General features: G+C 39.1%; 20 protein-coding genes and 1 riboswitch. Of the genes, 2 read left to right on the top strand and 18 right to left on the bottom strand.

Annotation, left to right across the window (positions count from 1 at the left end; translation table 11 throughout):
- Positions 1–118: 118 nt before the first annotated feature.
- The 6 genes from rpoZ to P7D84_RS05900 all read right to left on the bottom strand — a co-directional run bounded on the left by rpoZ (position 119) and on the right by P7D84_RS05900 (position 4,874).
- Positions 119–421, bottom strand: a complete 303-nt coding sequence (rpoZ, locus tag P7D84_RS05925) for a DNA-directed RNA polymerase subunit omega (protein WP_311805507.1) — start codon at positions 419–421, stop codon at positions 119–121.
- Between the two features lie 4 nt (positions 422–425).
- Positions 426–1,040 carry a guanylate kinase gene (gene gmk / locus P7D84_RS05920; protein ID WP_311800341.1) on the bottom strand — a complete coding sequence of 205 codons (615 nt, stop codon included), beginning with the start codon at positions 1,038–1,040 and terminating at the stop codon, positions 426–428.
- Between the two features lie 111 nt (positions 1,041–1,151).
- Positions 1,152–2,036, bottom strand: coding sequence for a YicC/YloC family endoribonuclease (locus P7D84_RS05915; RefSeq protein WP_311805505.1), 885 nt, complete (start codon positions 2,034–2,036; stop codon positions 1,152–1,154).
- A 31-nt stretch (positions 2,037–2,067) separates the two neighbouring features.
- On the bottom strand, positions 2,068–2,283 hold the full coding sequence (locus P7D84_RS05910) for a YdbC family protein (RefSeq protein ID WP_311800343.1): 216 nt from the start codon (positions 2,281–2,283) through the stop codon (positions 2,068–2,070).
- Positions 2,284–2,371: 88 nt separating this feature from the next.
- Complete coding sequence (locus P7D84_RS05905) at positions 2,372–3,997, bottom strand: patatin-like phospholipase family protein (protein ID WP_311805503.1); 1,626 nt, start codon at positions 3,995–3,997, stop codon at positions 2,372–2,374.
- A 172-nt stretch (positions 3,998–4,169) separates the two neighbouring features.
- Positions 4,170–4,874 (bottom strand): class A sortase, encoded by a 705-nt coding sequence (locus P7D84_RS05900; protein ID WP_311805501.1) that lies wholly within the window; start codon positions 4,872–4,874, stop codon positions 4,170–4,172.
- 263 nt (positions 4,875–5,137) lie between these two features.
- On the opposite strand from P7D84_RS05900, the gene P7D84_RS05895 reads away from it, so the two are divergent.
- Entirely contained in the window at positions 5,138–5,908 is a 771-nt protein-coding gene (locus tag P7D84_RS05895; protein ID WP_311800347.1) for a hypothetical protein, read from the top strand.
- 49 nt (positions 5,909–5,957) lie between these two features.
- On the opposite strand, the gene thiT is transcribed toward P7D84_RS05895, so the two are convergent.
- The 3 genes from thiT to P7D84_RS05880 form a co-directional block, all read right to left on the bottom strand.
- Positions 5,958–6,542, bottom strand: a complete 585-nt coding sequence (thiT, locus tag P7D84_RS05890) for an energy-coupled thiamine transporter ThiT (protein WP_311805499.1) — start codon at positions 6,540–6,542, stop codon at positions 5,958–5,960.
- A gap of 49 nt (positions 6,543–6,591) precedes the next feature.
- Positions 6,592–6,690: riboswitch (TPP riboswitch) on the bottom strand.
- Between the two features lie 68 nt (positions 6,691–6,758).
- Positions 6,759–7,121, bottom strand: a complete 363-nt coding sequence (locus tag P7D84_RS05885; RefSeq protein WP_311800349.1) for a hypothetical protein — start codon at positions 7,119–7,121, stop codon at positions 6,759–6,761.
- Between the two features lie 64 nt (positions 7,122–7,185).
- Positions 7,186–7,647: a low molecular weight protein-tyrosine-phosphatase gene (locus P7D84_RS05880; RefSeq protein ID WP_311805498.1), complete on the bottom strand. Its 462-nt coding sequence runs from the start codon at positions 7,645–7,647 to the stop codon at positions 7,186–7,188.
- Between the two features lie 53 nt (positions 7,648–7,700).
- On the opposite strand from P7D84_RS05880, the gene P7D84_RS05875 reads away from it, so the two are divergent.
- Positions 7,701–8,663, top strand: a complete 963-nt coding sequence (locus P7D84_RS05875) for a 2-hydroxyacid dehydrogenase family protein (RefSeq protein ID WP_311805496.1) — start codon at positions 7,701–7,703, stop codon at positions 8,661–8,663.
- A gap of 12 nt (positions 8,664–8,675) precedes the next feature.
- Here the strand turns inward: P7D84_RS05875 and P7D84_RS05870 are convergent, their stop codons facing one another.
- The 9 genes from P7D84_RS05870 to mutL form a co-directional block, all read right to left on the bottom strand.
- Positions 8,676–9,251, bottom strand: coding sequence for a TetR/AcrR family transcriptional regulator (locus P7D84_RS05870; protein WP_311800352.1), 576 nt, complete (start codon positions 9,249–9,251; stop codon positions 8,676–8,678).
- A gap of 15 nt (positions 9,252–9,266) precedes the next feature.
- A complete protein-coding gene (gene ruvB, locus P7D84_RS05865; protein WP_311800353.1) occupies positions 9,267–10,268 on the bottom strand; it encodes a Holliday junction branch migration DNA helicase RuvB in 1,002 nt (333 codons plus the stop codon).
- Between the two features lie 13 nt (positions 10,269–10,281).
- Complete coding sequence (gene ruvA, locus P7D84_RS05860; protein ID WP_311805495.1) at positions 10,282–10,875, bottom strand: Holliday junction branch migration protein RuvA; 594 nt, start codon at positions 10,873–10,875, stop codon at positions 10,282–10,284.
- Between the two features lie 76 nt (positions 10,876–10,951).
- Positions 10,952–12,409, bottom strand: coding sequence for a helix-turn-helix domain-containing protein (locus P7D84_RS05855; protein ID WP_311805493.1), 1,458 nt, complete (start codon positions 12,407–12,409; stop codon positions 10,952–10,954).
- A gap of 53 nt (positions 12,410–12,462) precedes the next feature.
- Entirely contained in the window at positions 12,463–13,161 is a 699-nt protein-coding gene (locus P7D84_RS05850; RefSeq protein WP_376715875.1) for an LrgB family protein, read from the bottom strand.
- Complete coding sequence (locus P7D84_RS05845) at positions 13,142–13,570, bottom strand: CidA/LrgA family protein (protein ID WP_311800358.1); 429 nt, start codon at positions 13,568–13,570, stop codon at positions 13,142–13,144. The genes P7D84_RS05850 and P7D84_RS05845 overlap by 20 nt, the downstream gene beginning before the upstream one ends.
- Positions 13,571–13,692: 122 nt before the next feature.
- A complete protein-coding gene (msrB, locus tag P7D84_RS05840; protein WP_311805491.1) occupies positions 13,693–14,121 on the bottom strand; it encodes a peptide-methionine (R)-S-oxide reductase MsrB in 429 nt (142 codons plus the stop codon).
- A gap of 122 nt (positions 14,122–14,243) precedes the next feature.
- A complete protein-coding gene (locus tag P7D84_RS05835) occupies positions 14,244–14,801 on the bottom strand; it encodes a Maf family protein (protein ID WP_311800361.1) in 558 nt (185 codons plus the stop codon).
- Positions 14,802–14,823: 22 nt separating this feature from the next.
- The gene (gene mutL, locus P7D84_RS05830) at positions 14,824–16,806 is read right to left on the bottom strand and encodes a DNA mismatch repair endonuclease MutL (protein WP_311805489.1); all 1,983 of its coding nucleotides are present in this window, start codon (positions 16,804–16,806) and stop codon (positions 14,824–14,826) included.
- Between the last annotated feature and the right edge of the window lie 11 nt (positions 16,807–16,817).

Genomic DNA, 16,817 nt, shown 5'->3' with positions numbered 1-16,817 from the left:
CTATGTACGTCTAAATTTATGAAACTATGTACCAGTACTTTTAACACAAAAAGAAGGGACTGCGCCAAAAGTATTGGTACAATCCCAGTTACACTTCATCAGCGAGAAAAATCTACGCTTAGTTTTGTTCGTTGCGAATCCGCGCTTCTAGATCACGTTGATCACGTTCGCGTTGCAAGTGGTGTTCTTCTTCTTCCATTTTCAAACGTTCCCGTTTGATCTCTGGATGTGGATCATTGATTACAGCACCGGCATCGATTTCTTCTAGTGCTTGACCCACACTTTTGACAGAATCAAATGATTCTAGAGTTGGCTGTGCCCCCGCATCTAATTCGTGTGCACGTTTGCTAGCTAAGATTACTAAAGAATATTTCGAATTCACATGATCTAATAAGGTATCAATTGAAGGTTTTAACATCATAAGCTTATATCTCCTTTAACATTTTTATATATTTACCAATTACTCGGTCAACTCGGTAATGCTCACTGACGATGATATCTTTGATTCGCTCGACAGCTTTTGGTACTTGATCATTGACGACAGCGTAATCGTATAAAGCCATCATCTCGATTTCTTGACGAGCAACTTTCATCCGTTTTTCGATTACTTCAGGACTGTCAGTTCCGCGACCAACAATTCGTGCTTTTAATTCTGCAAGATCTGGCGGCGTTAAAAAAATAAAAACGCCATCTGGTACTTTTTCTTTTACTTGTTGAGCCCCTTGAACTTCAATCTCTAAGAAGACATCTTTGCCTTCATCTAATGTTTTATTTACGTAAGTCAGCGGTGTTCCGTAATAATTTCCAACATACTCAGCGTACTCTAGCATTTCACCAGCTTCGATCATCGCCTCAAATTCTTCTCTAGTACGGAAATAATAATCAACGCCGTCAACTTCGCCTTCCCGCATTGGACGGGTGGTCATGGAGACAGAGTATTCAAACTCATTATCATCTCGTTCAAAAATGGCTTTTCTAACCGTTCCTTTACCAACTCCGGAAGGTCCCGACAATACAATCAACAGTCCTCGTTCAGACATACTAACGCCCTTTCATGCTCGTTTTAGCTAACGCCTATTGTGCACTTTTTTTACGAATATTTCAAGAGGCATCCACAAGCTACAGCCTATTTCTTATGAAAAACCACCGAATTATTCAACATTTTGAATCTGTTCACGAATTTTTTCTAAGATCGTTTTTAATTGGACGACGATGTCTTTAATCTGGATTGGACTTGATTTTGACCCAATCGTATTGACTTCGCGATTCATTTCTTGCAGCAGAAAATCCAGCTCTCGTCCGACGGGTTCAGTCGTTTGCAAAAGTTTGGACAATTTTTCTAAATGAATGCCTAAGCGATCCAATTCTTCATGAATGTCTCCGCGTTCTAATAAGATTGCTAATTCGGTCAACAAGCGCTCTTGGTCAACCGTATTGCCTAAATATTCTTCCAGCTTTGCTTGATAACGTTGTTGAAAATCAGCCTCATACTCAGTGACAAATCCTCCTAGTTTCGCCACCAATGATTGGACTTTTTCCCCATATTCAGTCAATACTTTTTGAATTCCTGCACCTTCGTGTTCACGGCTTATTGCTAATTGTGTAAAAGCATCATCGACAGCTGTTTGGACTAAATCCTCTAAGGTATCATCTTCAGTCGGCTGATCGACTAAGGTCACAAAATCAGCATGCTCCATCGCTTGGACTAATACTTTTTCTACTGGAAAATCGATGATGCCAAAATGTTTTTTGCTGCCCGTTTGTAATTCTGCTACTAATTGTTGTAAAAGATTCCAATCAACAGAAACTTTTTTATTGCCGCTTTTTAATGGTATCAAATTAATGAACACATCCACTCGTCCGCGGCGGATTTTTTCTTTTGCGATCTTACGAATCACTGATTCATAAGGATTCAATTCTTTAGGCATTCGAATTTGTAAATCTAAAAAACGATTGTTGACACTTTTTAGTTCAATGTTCAGTTCATACGCTTCGTTACTTTGTGCCGCTTGTCCATAACCCGTCATACTTTTCATTCGATTTGTTCCTTTCTCGCTCTAAATTCAACTACATTTTACTTAAGGTTTCTTTTAATACAGCAAATTCTTCATTGCTTAACGTAACACCTTTTCCCATCTTCTCATGTCCGGGCGCCCAGTCTCGTAAATCAAATTTAGGCGGACGGTCATTCCAACTCACTAAATTCAATTCTTTGCGCCACCCTTTCGGATTTTCCGATAAAACAGCGATTTCCTCTACGATTTCATAATTAAACTCAGCCATTTTCTTTCCTCCTGATTATTTCAACGATTTGATATTCTGCTTGCTTTTCAGGTTATTTCTTGTTGTTTAATAAAAATAATTTATTCATCTAGTCACTAGAAAAATTAGTCTCTCGAATATAGCGAAAAAAGAACGCCAGTAAAGTCTGGATCGGCCAACGTCGGTAAAAAGGTTTCAATGAACCTTTTTGCTGTTGAATTTGTAAAACACGATAATAGTCTGAAAAAACATTTCGACTTTCAATGAACTCTTCAATTTGTTCCTGTACAGATAAATTTGTATTCAACTGATTCGGCAATTCAACGTGTGCCAAGATCGTTCTAATAAATTCACTTGGCGTAAAAATGCGGGCAGGCGGAACCTTCACCCAATAAGCAAAAAATTCTAAAAAAGCCAAACTGAGTAGTTCTACTGGTACAGCTTGTTTAAAAAATTTTTGCAGCTCTGGATAAAGCTCTTTCCAATCCAATGTTAGTTTCGGTTGTAAATACCGTAAGAAATCTTTGGTCAACATTTCAAAATCTGCGTGTGGATAGAAAAAATAACGATACCCTTGCAAATCTCCCAATGCTCGTTTCGCCTCTAAATAGCCCAACTCAATATTTTCTGCTGAACGATCACTTTGGAACAAAAATAAATCCCCTAAGCTCCAAGGTGTGCTTAATACCAATTCCGCAACTCCAGCCGGTAACCGATAGTTTTTATCTAGACCTGGACCATGGACATCAACTATGATTAATTCTGTGACCGGATTTTGTAAAGCGACATCTACTGGTAAATTATTTCGATAACCACCGTCCACATAAAAGACGTCTTTGATTTTGCTCATCGCCATCATGGGAAAAAAAGCCGAAGAGGCTAACAACCAATCAATGATCTCTTCTTTTGAACAATCATTGATTGCGATGACTATTTCTTGAAATGCTGGGACCTTGGTCGTTACAACATATAAAGGACAACCCGTTTGAATTTTCGACAATTCCAAATGAGCTGCTAACAATTGCCGAAGCGGCTCAGTAGAGATCCCTCGCTGTTGCAAAGAAGTTCGAATAAAGGTTCGTAATTGATCGACTTGAGCAGAAAAATCTACTGCTTCGACTTCTTTGAAAGTGATATCCAATACTTTGTTCGTTTCGATCTTTTCCCATAATGTTAAAGCCTGGTCATAATCGCCTTGTACAATCAGCGCACCATTCAAGCTGCCAACAGAAGTTCCAGCGATGATTTCTATTGTGATATTTTTTTCTAACAATGCTTTCCAGACCCCTATTTGATACGCTCCGCGCGCACCGTCTCCACCTAGGACCAAGCCTGTATGGTAAACCAACTCTTTTTGCCAAATGCCCGCCTTTAACTGATACCCTTGTGACACTAGCCATTGATGTACAACGATATTTGCTTCAAATTTTAAATGTAAAGCTTGTTTGAATTTCTGTCGGGCAGCATTTTCCAGCAATAAAAAAGCAGTCTGCCAGCCAAGATTGGTTGAGATCAATAAGTTATTAATCTCCCAACAATCTTCTTGATCAATCTTGTCTACTAATAGCCAATAGGAGTGGTATTGAATACGATACCCCCCACCACGTTTGACCGCTGAAAAAAAAGCAGTACGTGCTTGACCATGCGAAGAATAAAAGGGAAAAAGCAACTGTGTCTGTTGAAATTTCTTCCAATCCATCAACAAATCCGAGACATAAACTCTTTTTAGTTCCATTGCTTCCTCCCTAATTGATCTTATGGTCAACAGCTTCTTGTTCTTTTAGTATAGCAGAAATCTTTTTTCAAAAAACTATCTCGCCTAATAGCAATAAAAAAGTTAGCCTTTTCAGACTAACTTCTTCTCCAAGCTTTTTATTCGGAAACAATTACTAAAAAACAAGGACATATTAATAGGTACGCTGTTCCATCTCAAAAGCTTTTCGCATGGAATCTGTCGCTTTATTGACCGGAGTTGTTGCTGCAAGGTCCCCTTGTACGATGTTTCGAGTCACACCTTCGATCTCCCCGCAAGTGACCAAAGTTACCTGTTTTTTTCCTGGCAAAACATCTAGATATTTTACTTCTGTTGGTTGCACTCGAACTTTTAAGGTAGTTTTATACGTATAAATATTGGTTAAATCAGTCAAATAGATTACGTCACCTTCTGTAACGCTCTCTAATGGTGTAAATAATAATCCTGGACGATCTGCACGATGACTCGCCAAGGCATAATTGCCTTCGCCCATCTGTTGATCAGGTGATAAGGTCCCTGCCCCATATAACAGCACTTCATTAGCTAAGCCTTTAAAAATCGACAAATTTATTTCAACTGATGGAATCGCGATTCCACCTACGACAGGTAATTTCTTATTACTCAATTGCGCCTGTAATACGGCTTCTGTACTAGCCGGTTGTACCGCATCAAAATCAAATGAAGCCTCTTTTTGGTTATTTTCATTAAGCTCGCTACGCTCCATTTTTGCTACAGCATAGCGTTCACCATTATATTGCATAAGGAAATATTTGATTTGATTGTTAAAAATCAACGCCAACCCTATTAATAATAGCAAGAAAAGAAAAATATTTATAAACCAATTTCTTTTTTTCTTCATCATAAGCCTCCTGTATTTTCGCACCTATTCTACCATACTCTTTCAAATCCAGTGAACTACTTTTACTCGAGATTTAAATGAAAAACAAGTAAGAATTAGATGAACTATTCGTTATTTATTAACGTCTTTCCAGCGATTTGAAAAAGGCTTCAACCTTACATTCTTTAAGGTCTTTGTAATCTAATTTTAAAATAAAAGATACGAGCTTTTTTTTTATTATTGAGTTAAAATGAGTATGACAATTATTAGAAAGGGTGAAAATTGTGCCAGATACATTATTTGCTTATATCGATTCCACAAGTAATGCGGTGCTTTCGAAAGGTCTTTCACCCAATGATTTTGTTGAGGGAATTGTTCATCGACCTAAAAATTTATTATTGCTAGATCCGGTAGCAGAAACAGGCGAATACGAGCCTCATACTGGTTTGAAAATTGTCAACAGTCCTGAACAAGTCCAACAGTTTTTTAACAACAAAACTTTTACTAATTCAAAAGGAACCAAATGGATTGATTTTAATGATTTAGCGATGTTGAAAGAACTGACACCATTAGAAATCTCCGAACTATTATATTTTGGGCACATGCGAACACATTTGCATTCACCCTTTTTTTACAAATTACAAAACAATTTCGTCTATTTCAATTTAGGCAATGAAACGATGCGTGTTTATTATCGCTATTTAGATGAATTTTATCGAATACTGGCTAGTAAATTGACCCGAATCGCCTTAGAAAAAGTAAATGATCGGCGATCGTTTTTCCGCAAAGGATCATCTGTTGCGCCATTAGATGGTGAATTATTAAAGGAATTATACCCGCTGTTACAAGAAGGTGCCATTTTTTGTCTTAACCAGTCGGAATTAAAGAATAAATTATACCGTATTCCAATCTTTCTTTCTGATGAAAAAGGTTGGCGACGCAATCCTAATAATTACACGAAAGAACAACAGATTGCAGAAATCTCCTATGATACGGCGAACCAACAATGGTCATTGGAGGTTGAAAACGATGATCCCGTTTTTTCATTTCGATAAGTTCTAAAAAAAGCATTTGTCTTTTTAAGACAAATGCTTTTTCTGTTTATTATTGACTTTTTCTTTGAACCAACAGACCATCTTTAGGCAGATATAATTGCGGTGCTTTTTCTGCGACCAATACTGCGACGATCGCTGTCACAATCGCGGTTGCTAACCCACTGACACCATTCATGACCAATGAGAACAGCCAAGGATTCATGCCCCACAATGCATAACTTCCCCAAAAAACAACTCCTGCAATAAAATGCCAGAAAAATCGCGTACTCGTTCCAACAAAGGAACCTAAAATAATCGTTTTTCGCGCCTTTCGAACATCTTGTTCAACTAATGCTTGTTGAACTTTTTTGGCATACAATCCCGCAAAACCAGCAAATGTAAAAGCAATCGGGTACTCGATCAATACTTGAACGACACTGAGATAAACAACTTGGCTTGCTGGAAAATGCAAGATCCCCCAAATAAAAGCTGCCATCAATGCAGGTTTCAATCCCCGTCGCAAAGCAAAAAGTGTCATTGGAATCATTCCCAATGAGATCGTAAAGCTGCTGCCGATAGTAGTCGGAATAAACGACAATACTAGCGACAAAGCTGCCACGACAGTCCCCTCGACTAAAATTCTTGTTTTATACATAAAAAAACTCCTCCTTTTGAACATACAGTCCACAAAGGAGAAGTAATTATCATTACTTCATCACAATTCCTACGCTCGAATAACCGAAACAGGTACTAGGGTTTAGAGTCATCTCAATCTCAGCCCGAAGGCTCCCCTTTGCGACAGTATTATTCTATTTTTAATACATTCCGAGTATAACAGATGTCTGGTTATCCGTAAAGGTAGAAAATACTTTTACCGTGAGATACTTTCTTGAACACCATTTGGGGATAACGTCGTCACCTTTTTGATTCGCTCAATCGGTAACATCACTAATTGATTTTCTTGAGTTCGAATCACGATGGAATCATTGTTCACCACTTTAGGTAGCCAACCGGAGATTGTTTGAAACTTCTCTTCGTCTTGTTCATCTTGAACTTGAATGACTACTAAACTATTTTGGAGAGCTGCCATCTTTAGTTTAAGAAAAATATTCTCGTTGGCTTGCTCTTGAGCTCGTTTTTCAGCAGAATCATTCAAAAAATCCGAAATGAAACGATACGACGAATTTGAAAACAGCTTAATTAAATTCTTTTTAGGCTTTTCATTTTTAATCATTCAGCTTCCTCCTATCAAGAGCGTAGTTTGATTTTACTTAAATTTCTAAGAAAAAACAAGGAATCTAGTCGTTTTCAAAAAAAGTTAACCATTCGTTTAACCCTTTTTGAATCAAGTAGAAGGTTTCAGCAAAATCACCTGTGTACCAAGGATCTGGAATACTTTTACCTGTATATCCAGGTACACGATCCAAATATAAATAGATTTTATTTTTCGTCCCTTCAGGAGCGATTGCTTGTAATTCACGGACATTTTCTTGGTCCATCCCAATAATGTAATCCGCAGAATAAAAATCTTCAGCAGTCACTTGACGCGCATGCATCCCTTTTGTAGAAATCTGGTAGCGCGATAAAATCTCTTGCGTACCATGGTGAGGGGGATTTCCGACTTCCCAACGACTCGTAGCTGCTGAATCAACTTGATAGTTATCGGAAATCTGTGCTTGTTTTAATGCATCACGAAAAATAGCCTCCGCCATTGGTGATCGGCAGATATTTCCCATACAAACAAATAGAATCTTTTTCATGTCATTCCTCCTGTGCTATAGTCAAATTAGTGAAATGAAACGAGGGATTGTCAATGAGTCAAATTTATCTTTCTGCTAAATTACCTGAACTTGGTACCAAATTATTAAAAGAGGCAGCCTTGGACTATACAGTATATGAAGGCGATCGCTTAATTACGAAAAAAGAACTGATCGAACATGTCGCTAGCTGCGAAGTTTTAATCTGTCCACTTTCCACGATAGTCGATCGTGAAGTCATCGATGCTGCGCCTAAACTGAAGTTGATTGCAAATTTTGGTGCAGGGTTCAACAACATCGATAGTGCGTACGCTAAAGAAAAAAATATCTATGTAACAAATACACCTGTCGTCTCCACCTATGCAACCGCTGAATTAACTGCTGGGTTAATCATCGCTTTGTCCCGTCGGATTGTCGAAGGAGATCGACTCATGCACGAACAAGGTTTCGATGGCTGGGCCCCACTTTTTTTCTTAGGACATGAATTAAAATATAAGACCTTGGGTATCATTGGAATGGGACAGATTGGACAAGCTTTAGCCAAAATGATGACGGCTTTTGGCATGAAGATTCTTTACTACCAGCGCCATCGTCTGCCTTTTGCATTGGAGAAACAGTTACAGGCGACTTACTGTTCACAAGCCGTGCTCATCCAACAAGCAGATGTCTTGACTTTGCATGCGCCGCTGACTAATGAGACACATCATTTATTGACTAGCAAAACTTTTGAACAAATGAAAAATAGTGCTCTTTTAATTAACGCTGCTCGTGGACCGCTAGTCGATGAACAAGCCTTGCTTCAAGCACTAACTACCCAACAAATTGCTGGTGCTGCTTTGGATGTCTATGAATTTGAACCAGCCGTTACTGCTGGCCTAAAAGAACAAAGTAATGTGATCTTGACGCCCCATATCGGCAACGCTAGTGTAGAAGCACGAAACGATATGGCCGAGATTGTTGCCAAAAATACGATCGCTTTATTTGAAAAACAGCCGATCCATCATATTATTAATCCGTAGACTGGTATGAGCCTAGCGCTCACGCCAGTCTTTTTCATATAAACGATAAGCAAAAAATTCAATATCTTTAGCAAAACGAAACAATTGGGCCGCAATCGTGATTGGGGGCTGATCAGCGCCTGCCAAAAGCCAATCAATCAAAATACCGCCGCAACCATGGGCCAAAAAACGAGCATAAAATTCTTTGTCTGTTAACGAAAGTTCACCTTCTTGGTCAACTTCATCAAATAAGCGGACAAATAAACGTTTAGCTAGTTCATTGAATTCTTTGGTTAGTACCTTGGGGGTCGCCCTTACGGTATTTAAATAAAATTGATGACAAATCTGCATCTCTTTTAACATCTTCAGCACGGATTCTTCCCAATTTCCCAAGGATAATTCATCAGAGACTAGATATTGCAGCCCCCGCTGATAATACGCATAGTGAAGCAGATCATCTTTGCCTTTAAAGTGATAATAAAATGTTTGGCGGTTCAAGCTGGCCAGCTGACTGATGTCTTGCACTGTAATCTTGTCATACGTTTTTTCTTGGCATAATGCGACTAACGCTTGGACAAATGTTTCTTTGGTCGCTTTTCCTTCCGCCATTTTTTCACCTTCAATCTATGTTTGATAAGGGTAGTTCAAATGTTCGTATGCTAATGGTGTTGCTACGCGTCCTCGCGGTGTGCGTTTGATGAATCCTTTTTGAATCAAATACGGCTCATACATATCTTCTACTGTCTCTCGCTCTTCACCGATATTTACTGCTAGCGTACTTAACCCGATCGGACCGCCATGATAAAGTTCGATCATTGTTTTTAATAATTTTTGATCGACGTAGTCTAGGCCAGCTCCATCAACTTGCAATAAACCCAAAGCTTGATCGGCAATTCTTTGGTCGATCATCCCATCAGATTGAACTTGGGCAAAGTCGCGAATCCGTTTCAGCAAGCGATTCGCGATTCGCGGTGTTCCCCGTGAACGACGAGCGATCTCGATTGCACCTTCTTCTACAATCTCAGTTTGAAAAATATCCGCCGAGCGCAATACAATTTCTCGTAAATCCTCTTCTTCATAATATTCCATATGAGAAATAATCCCAAAACGATCACGTAAAGGAGCCGAGAGCATTCCTGCTCGCGTTGTCGCTCCGACTAATGTAAATGGCGGTAACGGAAAATGCACAGGGTGTGCCGTTGGGCCTTGCCCTACCATAATGTCTACGTAATAATCTTCCATCGCAGAATACAACGTTTCTTCGGCAACTCGCGGCAAACGATGAATCTCATCAATGAACAAGACATCCCCAGGTTCTAATTCGTTCAAAATCGCTACGAGATCCCCGGGACGTTCGATCGCTGGGCCACTTGTTGAACGGATTTGTACATCCATTTCGTTAGCAATCACCATGGCCATCGTTGTCTTACCAAGTCCTGGTGGGCCATAAAGTAAGACATGATCTAATGCTTCTTGACGATTTTTTGCTGCTTCAATATAGATTGACAACTCTTGTTTTACTTTATCTTGTCCGATATATTGAGCAAGATACCGAGGACGCAGCGATTTTTCTAAACTTTTATCACTTTCATCTGCATCAGGTGATAATAAGTGTTCTTCCTCCATCTATGCTGTCCTCCTATTTCTTCATCATTAATTTTAAGGCCGCTCGCAAGTAATCGTCGGTATTTGGCAATGTTTCTTTTTCCAAAACTTTCTCGACTTTCTTGATCTCTTTTGGGCTGTAACCTAATGCTTGTAAAGCTTCCAATGCTTCAGCCAGAGCGGTGTCATCATTGCCTTCATAAAATAAAGACATGGGATCATCGACTAATTCCGCCAACTTGCCTTTTAGATCTAAGACCATTTGTTGAGCAGTCTTTTTACCGACACCTGGAAATTTAGTTAAATAGGTCACATCTCCCGCTTCGATTGCTTGGATCAATCCTTGGTGATCTTCATTAGCCATGATTGCTAAACCGCTTTTAGGACCAATACCTGATACAGAAAGCAGACGTAAAAATAATTCCTTTTCAGCCAATGTTTCAAAGCCGTACAACAGCTGTGCATCCTCTCGAATGATTTGTTGCACATAGATAGTCACCGCCTGCTCCATCTTGCTGCTGTAGCGATAGGGATTGCCTAACGCAATTTGATAGCCAATACCGTTTACATCTAACACCACATAACTTGGACTGATAAAAGTCAAACGACCTGTAATATATTCGTACATAGTTGATCCTTTCTTGTGTTGCAGCCATTAATAAACTGCACATATGTTCTCATTATTCTAGCACAAAAAGCGGCGGTTAAAAACTCTTACCGCCGAATCCTTGTACTAGTCTTAATAAAGCAAAATAATCAGCCATACGTAATTCCTGTGTGATAGCTAGCGTTGGTACCTCATCGTTATCATAAAGTAAGCTAGTTGTTAAACAAAGATCACTATTTTCTAGTGTCTCAGCAAAGACCACTTGAAAATCATTTGCTAAAAAGCGGCGGACATCTTCTTTTAAAATCAGCTCTTCAAATTCTGGCAAATCTGTTTGTAAAAAAATTCGCAATACCGGTTGTACCGTCAGTTCTGGTAAACGGCGCAATACAGATAAATAACGGCCAAATAAAATGGATTCACTTCCACCTTGATCAGACAAGATTTCTGCTACAAATGCAACTAATTTAGGCTGTTGCTGTGTGACCATCGTCCAAAAAGCTTTGCCATTGATGTTGAAGTGAATCATAGGAAACAAACGGTGATATAGATGCCCGCTGATTAAATAGTTTTCCGCCTGTAAGGCTTGGAATTTTTTCCACGTGCTGCGGTCATTGATTTTCTTTTCTAGCACCTGATACATCGCATCTACTTCGTCAATTACCGAAAAAGGTGCTTTGGCTAATAAACGGTGGATTTTTTTTGTGATAGTCGGTTCATGGTAATATTCTTCTCGCGTCAATAAATTCAAAAACAGATTGCCCAACGGTTCTTGTTTTTGAAAATACGGGGGCATTGCCGCTTTCAATTGTCGAGAAAAGTCGTTGAAGAGTGGATCATTTTTCAAGACCGTTTGACTAGCCGCTTGTTCCAATGAATAATGTTGGACCTCCCGCAACAGATGAGCCGCTACTAAATACTCCAAACGCTGTTCTTTGATAGGATTCAAATCAACTTGGAAAAAGCGTTGGATCGCTTGACTGACTTTTTCAACCAACTCATGTTGCAACGGGGCAAAAGGCCAATCTTTCCCTCGAAACAAGCGCCAATAATACACTGACAAATACATTCGAATGACCGCTTCTGGAGCCTGAAAACAAACCTCTCCTCGCTCAATCGTTAGTTGTAACGGAGTCAATTCTTTGCGAATCTCTTTTAATTTACGGCGGATCGTTGATTCACTGCGAAACAGTTTTTCACTGAGTTCTTTGATTGTTCGGACATTTCCAGCGATCAATAAATCAAGCAATCGATAGGCCAGCGAATGGCGAATTAAATCGACGAGAAATTGATTTTGTTCCATTGTCTGATTGGCAATCAACAGCTGATAACTATTGCCATTTTTTTCAAACAAAGGCAGATCTGCTTCAGTAAAACGCAGATAACTTCTGCCTAATTCTTCCAATAAGCGCTGCACGCTACGAGTATCTAACGTCAACGCTTTAGCTAAATCGCCTTTTTTATGGGGCTGTCTGTCATTCATTTCTTCTAACAAACGAACACCAAAATAAATATCTTTTTCGTAATTTTGCAATTCCAGCGCGTTAATATACATAAAAAAAAACTCCTTCACGCTTTATTTTAGCAAAAGAGCGCAAGGAGTGGTTACTAAAAACCTTCAAATAAACGAAACAATACCGGCAGCAAGGCTACGGTCACTAACCCATTAACACAAATACATAAGCCGGATAAAATTCCCTCCAACTCGCCAATCTCGATTGCTCGGCCTGTACCGATTGCATGAGACGTACTGCCTAGAGCGATTCCTTGTGCTACAGGACTTTTGATATTGAAAATCTGAAAGACTTTTGTTCCTACTAAAGCCCCAAAGATTCCTGTAGAAACGACAATCGCCAAAGTAACAGGAGAAATACCGCCCATCTGACTCGATAAATCCACTGAAATCGCCGTTGTTACAGATTTTGGCAATAACGAAACAACGATTCCTTGATTCAATGAAAATAGCCGTCCGATGCTAACACTCAATAAACAATTGAGGACTACACCGACTAGCGTTCCTAAAATTACTGGTAAAAAATATTTTTTTAACTTATCGAAATTTTGATACAGCGGTAAAGCCAAGGCTACCGTTGCTGGTGTGATCATCATGGTGAATAGATTTCCACCCATATTATACTCTTTATAACTAATTCCACTGAATTTCAATAAGATAATGATGATGACTACACTTGCAATCAAAGGATTGATAAAGGGAATATTGACCTTACTCAAAAGTTTTTCCATCACTGTGTAAATCAGCAAAGTAAGAGCCAACCCGAAAAGCGGGTTATTCGCCAGCGCTGAGATCATCCGCCTCACCTCGTATACTTTCAACTTTTTCAATCAAACGTAATTTTCTCTCACTACTTTTTATACCGATTTTTTCAACGAGTTCAGCTGTTTTCCCAACCGCTACAAGTGAAACCAATGAACAAATTACAACTGCACCTAAAAGGATCGGCCATGTATACTTAATCGCACCATAATATTGCATCAAACCAACACCTGCTGGTACGAATAAAATAGTTAAATGATTCAATAAGAAGTTTGCCGTGTCTTCGATTGCTGCGGGCTTCAAAATTTTGGTTTGGAAAGAAAGAAATAATAGCAAAATGCCGATAATGCTTCCTGGAACTGGTAAATGGAAAAACATCCGTATACCTTCTCCAAGAATAGAATACAGTAGCAACAGACTCAATTCTTTAAACATTTTCATAAAAATCGCCTTCTCTAAATAGGATGTTTCTAGTATACCCAAAAAAGAAAGGCCTCCTCACCAAGTTTTGTATAATTTCTAGACATTTTCTGAAAAAAAGCTGTACCAAAAATTGGCACAGCTTATTTTACTTGCTCTTTATATTTTCCGTAACCAGGAGCTTCCATTTCATCAAATGGAATGAAGCGCAACGCTGCAGAATTGATGCAATAGCGTAATCCTCCACGTTCTTGTGGCCCATCGCTAAAAACATGACCTAGATGTGCGTTAGCTTCTTTGCTTCGTACTTCTACACGGTGCATCCCATGAGAAAAATCGGCTTTTTCAGCAACACCTCGTTTTTCGATTGGCTGAGTAAATGACGGCCAGCCACAACCAGCATCATATTTATCACTGGAAGAAAATAAGGGTTCTCCACTAATTACATCAACATATATCCCTTTTTGATAAAAATCGTCATATTTTCCAGAAAATGGCGCTTCGGTTGCATTTTCTTGTGTCACTGCATATTCTATTGGTGAAAGTTTTTTCTTTAATTCTTCTTGACCCATCAAATTTCCCTTCTTTCAGTTTTTTTCTATATTAAGCATACGCTCACTAATAAAAAGAGACGAAGAATCTGCTCAACATTGTTCGTATTCACAAAAAAATCGATGAACTTTCTGTTCATCGATCAATACTCAAAATTTTTCAACATCTGATTCACTGCACCTACAGGAAAGCCTACGATACTGTAATAATCGCCGTCAATCCGTTCGACAAAAACCCCCGCACCATTTTGAATACCATATGCACCAGCTTTGTCTTTATAGTCATCACTATCAAGGTAATGATTGATTTCTTCATCGCTTAAAGAATAAAATGTTACTTTGGCAGACGTCAAACGCTCTTCCAATTTTTCTTGTTGGCGGATAACTACTGAAGTATAAACCAAATGACTGCCACCGCTCATACTCTTTAACATTGTAAATGCTTCTTGCCGGTTCTTTGGTTTGCCCAAGATTTTGTCTGCTAGTACCACGACTGTATCACTGGCGATTATTAATGCTTCCGGCTGTTTTTCAGCCACAACTGCCGATTTTTGCCGTGCCATCTCCATCACATACTCTTTAGGCGCATATTGATCTTTGACTTCTTCGTCAATATCTGCTGGTTGAACCATAAAATCTGGAATCAACCATTTTAATAATTCTTTTCGTCTTGGTGATTGTGAAGCTAAAACAACTGTCATAATTCTGCTCCTTTTACCATATTTAATGGGGATCTTGGATTCGTTTAAACATATGTTCCATGTCGCTGTTGCTGAAATGAATCAAAACGGGGCGGCCATGCGGACAATTAAATGGATTTTCACATTGGGCTAAATCTGATAACAACACTCGGGCTTGTGCTTCATTTAAATGATGATTGGCTTTGATGGATCGTTTGCAACTCATCATAATCGCCGTTGCTTCTCGAAATTTTTTGACACTTACAGAGCCAGTGAGCAAAAGCATATCGATCATCTCACGGATGATGCTTTCTTCTTGTCCTGCTGGATACCATGTCGGATGTGCCCGTACGATAAAACTATTCGGTCCAAATTCTTCTAAGTAAATACCGGCTTCTTGCAATAAATCTGTCTGCTCTTTTAATTTGATTGCATCATTATTGGGATAATCCAAAACAAACGGAACTAACAATTCTTGCAGATCATCTGATACATCTCCGATTTTTTCGCGGAAATATTCATATTTAATCCGTTCTTGTGCCGCATGCTGGTCAACGATGTATAACCCTTCTTTACTTTGAGCAAATAAATAGGTCCCATGCATTTGACCAAAATATTCCAACATCGGAAAACGTTCTTGCGGCTTTTCTTGTTCCAACTTAGTGATGGCTTGTTCGATCACTTTTTCACCTGATGGTGTGCTTAGATCAAATTCCGGATGATCCCCGTTAGCAAGTTCGTCCTCAATTTCTGTTTCGACTTCTTGTTCAAGGAGCGGATCAGATGTTTCTTCTATTAGTGACTTATCTTCTGTTTTTGGAATCGAGTATTTTTCCTCAATCGATCTTTCTTTTGTGGATACAGATTCTTCAAATACTGCCGGTTTTGGTTCAACATAAAAAATGCCGGTCTTTGGATCGTAATTTAAATCGCTTTTTTTCTTAGGTTGCTCTTCTAACGGCAAGTCTAATTGTTCTGTTTGAATTTTTTCGACTTTTCGTTTAAAACTAGGATTTTCACCCACATCTGGGATTAAATTGATTTGCCGCAAGCTTTCAGCAATCGCTCGTTGGATCAGCTCGACCAATTCTTTTTCTTTGGATAAACGGACTTCTTGCTTCGTGGGATGGACATTCACGTCGACTAATAATGGATCCATCGTGATCTCAAGTACTGCTAGAGGATAACGACCGACCATCAATTTTGATTGATATCCTTGGACGATTGCTTTGTTCAACGCATAATTTTTGATATAACGACCATTGATAATCACAGAAAGATAATTACGACTAGCCCGTGTCACTTCTGGCAACGATACATATCCAGTTAATGTAAAATCTAAGTCTTTAGCCTCGACTTTCAGCATTTTTTTAGCAGTCGCCACTCCATAAATGCCAGCAAGCGTTTGTTTTAGCTCACCACTGCCGCTGGTAGTCAACATTTTATGTCCATCATGAACCAGTCGAAAAGCAATTTGTGGATGACTCAACGCCATTCGATTAACAATATCCCCAATATTCGAGAGTTCCGTTTGCAATGTTTTGACATATTTCAAACGAGCAGGTGTGTTGAAAAAAAGATTTTCCACAGTAATTTTCGTTCCTACTCGTAATGAAGTTGCCCGTTGTTCTTCAATCTGACCACCCTTTAAAAACACATACGATCCTTGTGCTTCATCTGCAGTCGCTGTCTCTAACGACAGTTCAGAAACAGAGGCAATCGATGGCAATGCCTCTCCTCGAAATCCCAACGTTCGAATCCGAAACAAATCATCTCGATTATGGATCTTACTCGTCGCATGACGTTTGAAGGCATTTTCCACATCTTCTTGACTGATACCTTCGCCATTATCAACGATTTGAATTTTCTTCAATCCGGCTTCTTCAATCAAAATATCAATTTGGGTCGCTTTAGCATCAATCGCATTTTCCACTAATTCTTTTACAACGGATGCTGGTCGTTCCACTACTTCACCCGCTGCAATTTGATTGGCTAAACGTTCGGACAATTCTTGGATTTTCCCCATCGAATGCCTCC

It is taken from the genome of Enterococcus dongliensis (genome assembly GCF_031927985.1).
Taxonomy (GTDB): domain Bacteria; phylum Bacillota; class Bacilli; order Lactobacillales; family Enterococcaceae; genus Enterococcus_A; species Enterococcus_A dongliensis.
This window is presented reverse-complemented; position numbering and strand designations above follow the sequence as displayed.